8 protein-coding genes are annotated in these 11837 nt (G+C 66.9%); 7 read left to right on the forward strand and 1 reads right to left on the reverse strand.

Annotated elements, in window-relative coordinates:
- Positions 1 to 17 precede the first annotated feature (17 nt).
- The 5 genes from hrpA (at position 18) to WS66_RS18550 (ending at position 8103) form a co-directional block, all read left to right on the forward strand.
- A complete protein-coding gene (hrpA, locus tag WS66_RS18530; RefSeq protein WP_059608431.1) occupies positions 18 to 4202 on the forward strand; it encodes an ATP-dependent RNA helicase HrpA in 4185 nt (1394 codons plus the stop codon).
- A gap of 169 nt (positions 4203 to 4371) precedes the next feature.
- Positions 4372 to 5361, forward strand: coding sequence for a YVTN family beta-propeller repeat protein (locus WS66_RS18535; RefSeq protein ID WP_059608430.1), 990 nt, complete (start codon positions 4372 to 4374; stop codon positions 5359 to 5361).
- A 16-nt stretch (positions 5362 to 5377) separates the two neighbouring features.
- A complete protein-coding gene (locus tag WS66_RS18540) occupies positions 5378 to 6352 on the forward strand; it encodes a sterol desaturase family protein (protein ID WP_059608429.1) in 975 nt (324 codons plus the stop codon).
- A 111-nt stretch (positions 6353 to 6463) separates the two neighbouring features.
- Entirely contained in the window at positions 6464 to 7291 is an 828-nt protein-coding gene (locus tag WS66_RS18545; protein ID WP_059608428.1) for an EI24 domain-containing protein, read from the forward strand.
- Positions 7288 to 8103 carry a competence/damage-inducible protein A gene (locus WS66_RS18550; RefSeq protein ID WP_059608427.1) on the forward strand — a complete coding sequence of 272 codons (816 nt, stop codon included), beginning with the start codon at positions 7288 to 7290 and terminating at the stop codon, positions 8101 to 8103. The genes WS66_RS18545 and WS66_RS18550 overlap by 4 nt, the downstream gene beginning before the upstream one ends.
- A gap of 137 nt (positions 8104 to 8240) precedes the next feature.
- Here the strand turns inward: WS66_RS18550 and WS66_RS18555 are convergent, their stop codons facing one another.
- A complete protein-coding gene (locus WS66_RS18555) occupies positions 8241 to 8705 on the reverse strand; it encodes a rhodanese-like domain-containing protein (protein WP_059608426.1) in 465 nt (154 codons plus the stop codon).
- Between the two features lie 406 nt (positions 8706 to 9111).
- Between WS66_RS18555 and glnA the strand changes: the two genes are divergently transcribed.
- Positions 9112 to 10527, forward strand: a complete 1416-nt coding sequence (glnA, locus tag WS66_RS18560) for a type I glutamate--ammonia ligase (RefSeq protein ID WP_059608425.1) — start codon at positions 9112 to 9114, stop codon at positions 10525 to 10527.
- 161 nt (positions 10528 to 10688) lie between these two features.
- Positions 10689 to 11831 carry a nitrogen regulation protein NR(II) gene (gene glnL, locus WS66_RS18565; protein WP_059608424.1) on the forward strand — a complete coding sequence of 381 codons (1143 nt, stop codon included), beginning with the start codon at positions 10689 to 10691 and terminating at the stop codon, positions 11829 to 11831.
- The last annotated feature ends 6 nt before the right edge of the window (positions 11832 to 11837 follow it).

Raw genomic sequence — 11837 nt, forward strand, 5'->3', positions numbered from 1 at the left:
GATTATAATGCGCCCCCATGTCGAATGTACCTAAAAGTCCCGCGCCGACGCGGGCCAAAGCGCCGTCGGCCCGGCACCCGGAGGGTGCGGCCGATGCGCGTCAGCAGCAGGGCCAGCCGGCGCGCCAGCAGCAACAGCGGGCGGGTCAGCCGCCGCGTGGCGACGAGCGGCGCCGCGAACCGGGCCAGCCGGCCGCGCAGGGCGCACCACAGGCCGCCGGCGAGCGCGCGCCGCGCCGTGAACGTCCGCCGCGCGCCGCCATCGCGCCCAATCCCGTTCCGCTGATCACCTACCCCGAAAGCCTGCCCGTGTCGGGCAAGCGCGACGAAATCGCGCGCGCGATCGCCGGTCATCAGGTCGTCATCGTCTGCGGTGAAACGGGTTCGGGCAAGACCACCCAGCTGCCGAAGATCTGTCTCGATCTCGGCCGCGGCCTCGGCGCCGGCGGCACCGGCCTGATCGGCCATACGCAGCCGCGGCGCCTGGCCGCGTCGTCGACCGGCCGGCGGATCGCCGAGGAGCTCGGCACGCCGTTCGGCGAGGTGGTCGGCTACAAGGTGCGCTTCACCGACAATCTCGCGCCGGGCGCGTCCGTCAAGCTGATGACGGACGGCATCCTGCTCGCCGAGACGCAGACCGATCCGCTGCTGAAGGCGTACGACACGCTGATCATCGACGAGGCGCACGAGCGCAGCCTGAACATCGACTTCCTGCTCGGCTACCTGAAGGAAATCCTGCCGAGGCGGCCGGACCTGAAGCTGATCGTCACGTCCGCGACGATCGACGCCGACCGCTTCGCGCGTCATTTCGGCACCGACGAGCGTCCGGCGCCCGTGATCGAGGTGAGCGGGCGGCTGTATCCGGTCGAGATGCGCTACCGGCCGGTGGCCGAGGATCGCCCGGCCGTGAAGAACGCCGAAGGCACGGGCGGCCGCGATCGCGTGAAGACCGCGCGCGAGGCCGAACGCGACCTGATGGACGCGATCGTCGACGCGGTCGACGAGCTGTGCCGCGAAGGCCCCGGCGACGTGCTGGTGTTCCTGCCCGGCGAGCGCGAGATCCGCGAGGCGGCCGAGGCGCTGCGCAAGCATCATCCGCCGCATACCGAGATCCTGCCGCTGTTCGCGCGGCTGTCGGCGGCCGACCAGGACAAGGTGTTCAAGGCGTCGAACGCACGCCGCATCGTGCTCGCGACCAACGTGGCCGAAACGTCGCTGACGGTGCCGGGCATCCGCTACGTCGTCGACACCGGTCTCGCGCGGGTGAAGCGCTATTCGTACCGGAACAAGGTCGAGCAGTTGCAGGTGGAGTCGATCTCGCAGGCCGCCGCGAACCAGCGCGCGGGCCGCTGCGGCCGGGTGGCCGACGGCGTCTGCATCCGCTTGTACGAGGAAAGCGACTACCAGGCGCGCGCGCGTTTCACCGATCCGGAAATCCTGCGCTCGTCGCTCGCGTCGGTGATCCTGCGGATGAAGTCGCTGCACCTGACGGCGATCGAATCGTTCCCGTTCCTCGAGCCGCCGCCCGGCCGCGCGATCGCGGACGGCTACCAGCTGCTCAACGAACTCGGCGCGGTCGACGACGACAACGCGCTGACGCCGCTCGGCCGCGAACTCGCGCGGCTGCCGCTCGATCCGCGCGTCGGCCGGATGATTCTCGCCGCGCGCGACCAGCAGTCGCTGCGCGAGGTGCTGATCATCGCGAGCGCGCTGTCCGTGCAGGACCCGCGCGACCGTCCGATCGAGGCGCAGGAGCAGGCCGACCAGGCGCACCGCCGGTTCGCCGACGAGCGCTCCGAATTCCTCCAGTGGCTGAAGATCTGGGCGTGGTTCGAAGAAGCCGTCGCGCACAAGAAGTCGAACCGCCAGCTGGTCGACGCGTGCCGGCAGAACTTCCTGTCGCACCTGCGGCTGCGCGAATGGCGCGACGTCCATTCGCAGCTGCTGACGGTCGTGCGTGAGCACGGCTGGCGGCTCAACGAGGTCGAGGCGACCTACGAACAGGTCCATCTGGCCCTGTTGACGGGCCTGCTCGGCAACCTCGGCATGAAGGCCGACGACGATCCGCACTACCTCGGTGCGCGCGGGATCAAGTTCTACCTGTGGCCGGGTTCGGCACTCGCGAAGAAGGCCGGCCGCTGGGTGATGGCGGCCGAACTCGTCGAGACGAGCCGGCTGTATGCGCGCTGTCTCGCGAAGATCGAGCCGGAGTGGGTCGAGAAGATCGGCGCGCACCTGTTAAAGAAATCGCTGTCGGAGCCGCACTGGGAAAAGCGTCCCGCGCAGGTCAGCGCGTTCGAGCGCGCGACGCTGTACGGGCTGCCGATCTACCACCGCCGCCGCGTCGCGTTCGGCAAGCAGGATCCGGCGCGGGCGCGAGAGCTGTTCATCCGCGGCGCGCTGGTCGAGGGCGAGTTCGACACGAAGCTGCCGTTCTTCGCGCACAACCGCAAGCTGCTCGCCGACATCGAGCAGCTCGAGCACAAGTCGCGCCGCCAGGACGTGCTGGTCGACGACGAGCTGATCTACGCGTACTACGACCAGGCGATTCCGGAGGGAATCCACACGGGCGCCGCGTTCGAGCGCTGGTATCGCGACGAGGCGAAGAAGGGCGGTCAGGCAGAGGAGAAGCAGCGCCTGCTGTACCTGTCGCGCGACGACCTGATGCGCCACGAGGCGGCCGGCGTGACGACCGAGCTGTTCCCGAAGCGCGCGACGATGGCCGGTGTCGAGATGGCGCTCACGTACCATTTCGAGCCCGGCACGCCGCGCGACGGCGTGACGCTCGCGGTGCCGCTGTACGCACTGAATCAGGTCGACGCGCGCCGCTGCGAATGGCTTGTGCCGGGGATGCTGAAGGAAAAGGTGCAGTTGCTCCTGAAGTCGCTGCCGCAGAAGCTGCGCCGGCACTGCGTGCCGCTGCCCGAATACGCGGCCGGCTTCGTCGAGCGGACGGGCCGCGAGCGCTTCGGCGCGGGCGGCCTCGTCGAGGCGCTGATCGCCGACGTGCGCGGCGAGACCCAGGTCGCGATGAAGACGGCCGACTTCAAGCTCGAGACGTTGCCCGCGCATCTGTTCATGAACTTCAAGGTGATCGACGAGCACGGCCGCCAGCTCGCGATGGGGCGCAATCTCGCGCAACTGCGCCAGGAGCTCGGCGCGCAGGCGCAGCAGCAGTTCCAGAAGATCGCGGCGGCATCGACGATCGCGCCTGGCGGCGAAGCGTGCGAGGGCGATGCGGGTGACGCGCCCGCGCTCGCCGCGGTGCCGGGTTCGGCGGCGAAGGGCGGCAAGCCGGGCAAGGGCGCGGCGCCGCACACGGCCGCCCCGGCGGAAGCCGGCGCGACCGCGCTGTACGAGAGCCTGACGACGTGGAACTTCGGCAAGCTCCCCGAGCTGCTGGAGATCCGCCGCCGTGGCCAGACACTGTACGGCTATCCCGCGCTCGTCGATCGCGGCACGCATTGCGACGTCGAGGTGTTCGACTCGCCGGAGGAGGCCGCGCGGATCCACCGGGCGGGTTTGCGGCGACTGTTCGCGCTGCAGCTGAAGGAGCCGATCAAGTTCCTCGAGAAGAACCTGCCGGGGCTGCGCGAGATGGCGATGCAGTACATGTCGCTCGGCACGCAGGACGAGTTGCGCGACCAGCTGATCGACACGGCGCTCGACCGCGCGTGCCTGCAGGATCCGCTGCCCGACGACGACGCGAGCTTCCACGCGCGCCGCGACGAGGGCCGGAGCCGCCTGAACCTGCTCGCGCAGGAGATCGCGCGGCTCGTCGGGCAGATCCTCGCCGAGTATGCGGGGCTTGCGAAGAAGCTCGCGCAGGCGAAGCCGTTCGCGCAGGCTCACGCCGATCTGCAGCAGCAGCTCGCTGCGCTGGTCGGCAAGCGCTTCGTGATCGACACGCCTTACGTGCAGCTTGCACACTTCCCGCGCTACCTGAAGGGCATCGCGCTGCGGATCGACAAGCTGAAGGCCGACCCGGCGCGCGACGCGAAGCAGTCCGGCGAGCTGCTGCCGCTCGTCCAGCAGTATCAGCGCGCGGTGTCGCAGCGCGGCGGTGTCGCCGATCCGCGCCTCGCGGAATTCCGCTGGCTGCTGGAGGAGCTGCGAATTTCGCTGTTCGCGCAGGAACTGCGCACGCCGATGCCTGTCTCTGTCAAGCGTCTGCACAAGGTGTGGGAGTCGATGCAGCGCTAGCGTACCGGCGATCGGCCGGGCCCGCACCGGTTGCAGGTCCCGGCCGCTCCAAGGCGCCGGTCGCATGGCAGCCGCGACCTGCGTCGAAGTGGCGCAATGCCGCCTCAGGTCAACCGGTGGGGCTTGCCGAGCGTTCTACAATGAATGCTGTTCCACGACGTGAGTCTTCATGCGCACTTTCCTTTCCTTCGGCCGCACGCTTGCGCTGGCCGCCGCCGTGCTGGCGCCCGCCGCACACGCGAATAACGTGATCATCCTCAATTCGGCCGAGGCGACGCTTTCCCTGATCGACCAGCAGACCCGCGAAGTCGTTTCCACGCTGCCGACCGGCAAGGAACCGCACCATCTGATGGCGACGCCGGACAATTCGTCGCTGATCGTCGCGAATTCGGTCTCGAACAGCCTGATGTTCCTCGATCCGAAGACGGGCAAGCTGCAGCGCACCGTCGAGGGGATCGACGATCCGTACCAGCTCGGCTTCTCGCCCGACCGCAAGTGGTTCGCGGCGGCGGGGTTGCGGCTCGACCGCGTCGACATCTACAGCTACGACGGCCACGACGTGCATCTCGCGAAGCGCGTGCCGCTCGCGGTGATGCCGAGCCACCTCGCATTCACGAAGGACAGCAAGACGCTGCTCGTGTCGCTGCAGGTGTCCGGCGAGATCGCGGCGATCGATCTGCCGACGCAGACGGTCAAGTGGAAGATGAAGGTCGGCAAGGTGCCGGCGGGCCTGTGGCTCACGCCGGACGACAAGTTCCTGCTGGTCGGGATGACCGGCGCGGATTACGTCGCGGTGGTCGACTGGCGCAACCAGAAGGTCGTCAAGCAGATCCATACGGGCAACGGCGCGCACAACTTCCGCTCGCTTGCCGACGGCACGCACGTCGCCGTCACGAACCGGGTTGCGAACACGATCAGCATCATCGACGAGAACACGCTCACCAACGTCGGCGACATCACCGGCCTGCTGCCGGGGCCGGACGACATGGAATTGTCCGCCGACAAGAAGACGCTGTGGGTGACGTTCCGTTTCGCGAAGAAGGTCGGTATCATCGATCTCGCATCGCGCAAGCTGGTGCAGACGATCGCCGTCGGCCGTTCGCCGCACGGGATCTACTTCTACGACCGCGCGCCGTGGAAGGCTGCGAACGGCGCGTGACGGGCGGAGGCGAACGATGCTGCACCTGATCGATGCGTTCGTGTCGGACATCCAGACCTGGCTGTATGTCGATGTCGTGCAGCCGCTCCTCTTCAAGTTCAACCTGATGGGCTATGACGAGGACACCTACGACGCGCTGTACTGGGTGATCATCGGCGCGCTGCAGATGGTGCTGATGTTCGCGCTGCTGCGCCCGCTCGAGGCGCTGCTGCCGGTCGAGCGCTGGCAGAACCGCCGCGCGGTGCGGGTCGACGTGATCTATACGGCGATCTCGAAGCTCGGCATCTATACGCTGTTCTTCTTCTTCGCGCTGCAGCCGGTGTTCGACCACTTCCAGGCATGGCTGCGCCTGCACGGCGTCGCGAACGTCAACCTCGACTATCTGTGGCCGGGCGTGACGTCGCGGCCGATCGTCGCGTTCGCGATCTACCTCGTCGTGCTCGACTTCGCCGGCTACTGGTATCACCGCTGGCAGCACAAGTTCGGCATCTGGTGGGAACTGCACGCGGTACATCACAGCCAGCGGCAGATGTCGCTGTGGTGCGACGACCGCAACCACCTGCTCGACAACGTGATCCAGTCGTGCTTCTTCGCGGCGATCGCGCTCGTGATCGGCGTGACGCCGTCGCAGTTCGTCGTGTTGACCGCCGTCACGAACTTCATGCAGAGCATCCAGCATACGAATGCGCGGCTGTCGTTCGGCTGGCTCGGCGAGCGCCTGCTCGTGAGCCCGACCTTCCACCGGCGCCACCACGCGGTCGGCTACGGCCACGAAGGCACCAAGTACGGGTGCAACTTCGGCGTGCTGTTCCCGTGGTGGGACATGATGTTCGGCACCGCGTCGTGGAACCGTACGGTCGAGCCGACCGGCATCCGTGAGCAGGTCGAAGGCGTGTCCTACGGCGACGGCTTCTGGGCGCAGCACGGCCTCGCGTTCGTGCGCATCTTCCGGCGCCTCGTTCCCGCGAAGCGCGGCGCGGCGTCGGCCTGACCCCGTCGCTTTCCCGTTGAACGGCTCTCCTGCACGGCCCGCATGCGCTTTGGCGCATGCGGGCCGTGTGGTTTATCCTTTCCCCGTTTTTCATCGTCGATACAGGTTCGCATGAACGACTTGCTGCGCTCCTTCGTCCGGGCCTTCGTCAGCGCGCTGCACCCGCGCATGCTGTGGCTCACCCTGATGCCGTTCGTCGTCTCGGCGCTGCTGTGGGGCGTCGTGCTGTGGTTCTCGTGGCAGACGCTGATCGATGCCGCGCGCGGCGCGCTCGACGGCTTCGTGCTCACGGCCGTGCTGTACCGCATGTTCGACGCGATCGGGATGTCGCAGCTGCATGCGGTCGTCGCGCCGTTCGTCGTCGTCTCGCTCGCGATTCCGCTGATCGTGCTGACCGTGCTGCTGCTGATCGCGACGATCTCGATGCCGGTCGTGATCAAGCACCTGTCGAACCGGCAGTTCGCGACGCTCGAGGCGAAGCGGGGCGGCACGTTCTTCGGCAGCGTGTTCAATTCGCTCGGCGCGGCCGTCGTCGGCGTCGTGCTGCTGGTCGTCACGATCCCGCTGTGGCTGATTCCGCCGTTCTTCGCGCTGCTGCCGCCGGTGATCTGGGGCTGGCTGACCTACCGCGTGATGACCTACGACGCGCTCGCGCAGCACGCGAGCCGCGACGAGCGCCGTGCGCTGGTGCGGCAGCATCGTTGGCCGCTGATCGGCATCGGCGTCGCGACGGGGCTGCTCGGTACCGTGCCCACCTTCGTGTGGGTGTCGTCGGTCTGGATGATGGTGCTGTTTCCGTTCGTGGCGGCGGCCATGATCTGGGTTTACGCTTTCATCCTCGTCTTCTCGGCGCTGTGGTTCGGGCACTATTGCCTGCGCGCGCTGGACGACCTGCGCGCGAGTTCGCGCGCCACTGCAATCGACATGGGGCAGGCATGAGCATCGGCATCATCATCATCGGCGACGAAATCCTTTCGGGCCGCCGGCAGGACAAGCACCTGAGCAAGGTCATCGAGCTCCTCGGCGCGCGCGGCCTCGCGCTCGACTGGGCCGAATACGTCGGCGACGATCCGGTGCGGATCACCGCCACGCTCGCTCGCGCGATCGCGTCCGGCGACATCGTGTTCTCCACCGGCGGGATCGGCGCGACGCCGGACGACCACACGCGCCAGTGCGCGGCCGCCGCGCTCGGCGTGCCGCTCGAGCTGCACCCGGAAGCAAAGGCGCTGATCTCGGAGCGCATCCGCGAGACGCACACCGATCCGGCCAGGCCGGTCGATTTCGAATCGCCGGAAAACCAGCATCGCTTCAACATGGGCGTGTTCCCGGCGGGCGCGACGATCATCCCGAACGGCTACAACCGGATTCCCGGGTTCTCGGTCGGCGATCTCCATTTCGTGCCCGGCTTCCCGGTGATGGCGTGGCCGATGATCGAATGGGTGCTCGACACGAAGTACGGGCATCTCCATCACGCGACGCCGCACGCGGAGCGCTCGCTGTACGTGTTCGAACTGCCGGAATCGACGCTCACGCCGCTGATGGAGAAGATCGAGCGCGATTTTCCGGGCGTGCGCGTGTTCAGCCTGCCAAGCGTGGGCGACGCCGAGCGCGGCGGGATCTACGCGCGCCGGCATATCGACCTCGGCGTGAAGGGCGAGCCGGAGGCGGTCGCGGCCGCGTTCGTGAAGCTGCGCGAAGGCGTCCACCTGCTCGGTGGCGACGTAGTCGAGCCGGACGTGCCGCGCGCCTGAGGGCCGCGCACCGGTTACCGATGCGGGCCGCGGAGAGGCCGCGCAAAAACCACGGGCCGCGCAACGCGGCCCGTCATCGGGATGTCATCGCCCGCCCCGACGATGTCGCAATCGGGCGTGCTTCGGCGGATGCGCCGTCAGGCGCCGATCCACGGCAGTTTCCGGAAGCACCAGCCGTCGACCGTCTTGCGGTGGCCTTCCGCATCCTTGCCGCCCTCGAAGCCTTCGAGCAGGTCGAAGGCCTTCGTGAAGCCGGCCTGCGTCGACGCGACCGCGGCGAGCTTCGAGCGCGCGGCGCTGCGGCAGAGGAACAGGATGGGCGTATCGGCCGGGAGGGCCGCTTTCAGCTGATCGACGAATTCGGCGTTCGGCACGCTGCCAGGGTAGCGCGTCCATTCGAGGTGCAGGTACTGGCTGTCGCCGACGAGCGGGCGGCCGATCCAGTCGAGCTCGGCGCGGGTGCGCACGTCGACGAGGCGTGCCGACGGGTCGAGCTGCAACAGTTCGAAAGCCTCGACCGGCAGCAGTGCGCCGGCATAGGGGAGCGCGCCCTGGGCGCGGCGTTCTTCGGCCTTCGCGTAAAGCTGGTCGAGCGTACTCATGGCAGGAGGTCTCCGTATCGGTCAAACGATCATTCTAGCGCGGTGCCGCCGCGCGGATGTCCGCTTGCCCGGCAGGGTATGCACCGCCCACGTGTTCACCAAAAAAGTGCAGAATGGCACGAATGCACCAGAATGATTCAACGGCATCGGCGCGCTTCGCCGTTTGCACCATTGAAGTGCGGCGAGGCGATCGCCGATGCGGCGCCCGGCCCCGGAATCGCGCAGCCGGGCCCTGCCGTGGCGCGGGCTGGCGCGATTCATGTCGCTTCTGTGCATGGCTGGCACGGTTGCTGCTATATAGAATTCGGTCGACCCGGGGCGCGCTGCGCCAAAGCCAGACTCCGGGCAGCTCGATAAACGAGGCGGTTCCCAGTCCGCCGGAATTGTTCAATCAGGAGAAGAGGTTATGAGTAAAACCGTCGCCGACGTCATGCAGCTCGTGAAGGACGAGGACGTCAAGTTCATCGATTTCCGCTTCACGGATACGCGCGGCAAGGAACAGCACGTGTCGGTGCCGGTTTCGGCGTTTGACGAAGACAAGTTCGAAAGCGGTCATGCATTCGACGGCTCGTCGATCGCCGGCTGGAAGGGCATCGAGGCGTCGGACATGCTGCTCATGCCGGACCCGAGCGCTGCGTTCATCGACCCGTTCTACGAAGAGTCGACCCTCGTGCTGACCTGCGACGTGGTCGAGCCGGCCGACGGCAAGGGCTACGAGCGCGATCCGCGTTCGCTCGCGAAGCGCGGCGAAGCGTACCTGAAGAGCACGGGCATCGGCGACACGGCCTACTTCGGTCCGGAACCGGAATTCTTCATTTTCGACTCGGTCCAGTGGAACACGGACATGTCGGGCTGCTTCGTGAAGATCAACTCGGAAGAAGCACCGTGGTCGGCAGGCAAGGAATTCGAAGGCGGCAACACGGGCCACCGTCCGGGCACGAAGGGCGGCTACTTCCCGGTCGCGCCGGTCGACACGTTCCAGGACATGCGTTCGGAAATGTGCCTGCTGCTCGAACAGCTCGGCATCCCGGTCGAAGTGCACCACCACGAAGTGGCGGGCCAGGGCCAGAACGAAATCGGCACGAAGTTCTCGACGCTGGTGCAGCGCGCCGACTGGACGCAATGGTCGAAGTACATCATCCATAACGTCGCGCACTCGTACGGCAAGACGGCGACGTTCATGCCGAAGCCGGTCGTCGGTGACAACGGTTCGGGCATGCACGTTCACCAGTCGATCTGGAAAGACGGCCAGAACCTGTTCGCGGGCAACGGCTATGCCGGCCTGTCGGAACTGGCGCTGTTCTACATCGGCGGCATCATCAAGCACGCCCGTGCACTGAACGCGATCACGAACCCGACGACGAACTCGTACAAGCGTCTGGTCCCGCACTTCGAAGCACCGGTCAAGCTCGCTTACTCGGCGCGTAACCGTTCGGCATCGATCCGCATTCCGCACGTGTCGAACCCGAAGGGCCGCCGTATCGAAACGCGCTTCCCGGATCCGATGGCGAACCCGTACCTGTGCTTCACGGCACTGATGATGGCCGGTCTCGACGGGATCCAGAACAAGATCCACCCGGGCGAAGCCGCGGACAAGAACCTGTACGACCTGCCGCCGGAAGAGGATGCAAAGATCCCGACCGTCTGCGCAGGCCTCGACCAGGCACTGGAAGCACTCGACAAGGATCGCGAGTTCCTGACGCGCGGTGGCGTATTCACCGACGGCATGATCGATGCATACCTCGCGCTGAAGGAGCAGGAACTGGCGAAGTTCCGCATGACGACGCATCCGATCGAGTTCGAGATGTACTACTCGCTGTAATCGGCGATGGCGCTTCGATTCAGCGCCGTCATGCCGGTTCGTTCCCGTCGCGCGGCTTGCGGCGGGAACCGCGGAGTCTGAAAGGGGACGGCGTCCAGCCGTCCCTTTTTTGTTCCGAGCATTTCCATTTTTCGACCCGGTGAGACGCGACGACACGCACGATGGCTCTGAAGAATCTGATCAAGGCGAAGACGGGGCAGCCCGAGCGACTGACGGAAGACGAGCGGCTCACGCGCTCGGGCCTGCTTGCGGGGCTGGAAGCGCTGCCGACGGTCGTGATCGTGCTCGACCGCAAGACGCTGCGGGTCGCGTACGCGAACCCATCCGCGGAGGCGATGCTCGACATCTCGCGCCGGCAGCTCGCGCAGCGGCCGTGGGGCGAGATTTTCCCGAACGCGAACGAGCTCGCGTCGACGATCACCGCGATCGGCGAGGAGCGCTTTCACGCGACGCATCTCGATACCGTGCTGGATCGGCCCGGCCGAGAACCGCTGCACGTGCATGCGATCGTCGGCTTCCTCGAGACCGCGCCCGATTTCGTACTCGTCGAGCTGTTCGAGAACGAACGGCAGTCGCGCACGGATCGCGAGGAACGCATCCACGACCTGACCGCGGTCAACAAGCAACTGATCCGCAACCTCGCGCATGAAATCAAGAACCCGCTCGGCGGCATTCGCGGCGCAGCCCAGCTGCTCGAATTCGAACTGAGCGAGCGCGAGCGCGGCGAGTTGCGCGAATACACGCAGGTGATCATCAAGGAGTCCGACCGCCTGCAGACGCTCGTCGACCGGTTGCTGGAGCCGCATCGGCATCCGCACATCGTCGGCGACGTCAACATTCATGAAGTGTGCGAACGCGTGCGCGCGGTGATGCTCGCGGAATTTCCGCGCGGGCTCTCCATCGAGCGCGATTACGACGTGAGCGTGCCGGACCTGCGCGGCGACAAGGAGCAGTTGATCCAGGCGCTGCTGAACATCGTGCGCAACGCCGCGCAGGCGCTGCGCGAACGGATCGCGCAGGGCGACGCGAAGATCGAGCTGCGCACGCGCGTCGCGCGCAAGGTGACGATCGCGAAGCGCCTGTACAAGCTGGCACTGGACTTGCACGTGGTCGACAACGGGCCCGGCATTCCGGAGGAGATCCGCGACCGGATCTTCTACCCGCTCGTGTCCGGGCGCGACGACGGCAGCGGCCTCGGTCTCACGCTCGCGCAGACCTTCGTGCAGCAGCACGACGGGATGATCGAGGTCGAGAGCCGGCCCGGCCGTACCGAATTTCAGATCCTGCTGCCGCTCGATCACTGAGCGACG

It is taken from the genome of Burkholderia sp. LA-2-3-30-S1-D2 (genome assembly GCF_001523915.2).
GTDB lineage: Bacteria > Pseudomonadota > Gammaproteobacteria > Burkholderiales > Burkholderiaceae > Burkholderia > Burkholderia diffusa.

What these genes read in the sequence shown, in the direction of transcription:
- glnA (WP_059608425.1), top strand. Translation starts at nt 9,112, where the DNA reads ATGAGTAAAACCGTCGCCGACGTCATGCAGCTCGTGAAGGACGAGGAC.
- glnL (WP_059608424.1), top strand. Translation starts at nt 10,689, where the DNA reads ATGGCTCTGAAGAATCTGATCAAGGCGAAGACGGGGCAGCCCGAGCGA.
- hrpA (WP_059608431.1), top strand. Translation starts at nt 18, where the DNA reads ATGTCGAATGTACCTAAAAGTCCCGCGCCGACGCGGGCCAAAGCGCCG.
- WS66_RS18545 (WP_059608428.1), top strand. Translation starts at nt 6,464, where the DNA reads ATGAACGACTTGCTGCGCTCCTTCGTCCGGGCCTTCGTCAGCGCGCTG.
- WS66_RS18540 (WP_059608429.1), top strand. Translation starts at nt 5,378, where the DNA reads ATGCTGCACCTGATCGATGCGTTCGTGTCGGACATCCAGACCTGGCTG.
- WS66_RS18535 (WP_059608430.1), top strand. Translation starts at nt 4,372, where the DNA reads ATGCGCACTTTCCTTTCCTTCGGCCGCACGCTTGCGCTGGCCGCCGCC.
- WS66_RS18550 (WP_059608427.1), top strand. Translation starts at nt 7,288, where the DNA reads ATGAGCATCGGCATCATCATCATCGGCGACGAAATCCTTTCGGGCCGC.
- WS66_RS18555 (WP_059608426.1), bottom strand. Translation starts at nt 8,705, where the DNA reads ATGAGTACGCTCGACCAGCTTTACGCGAAGGCCGAAGAACGCCGCGCC.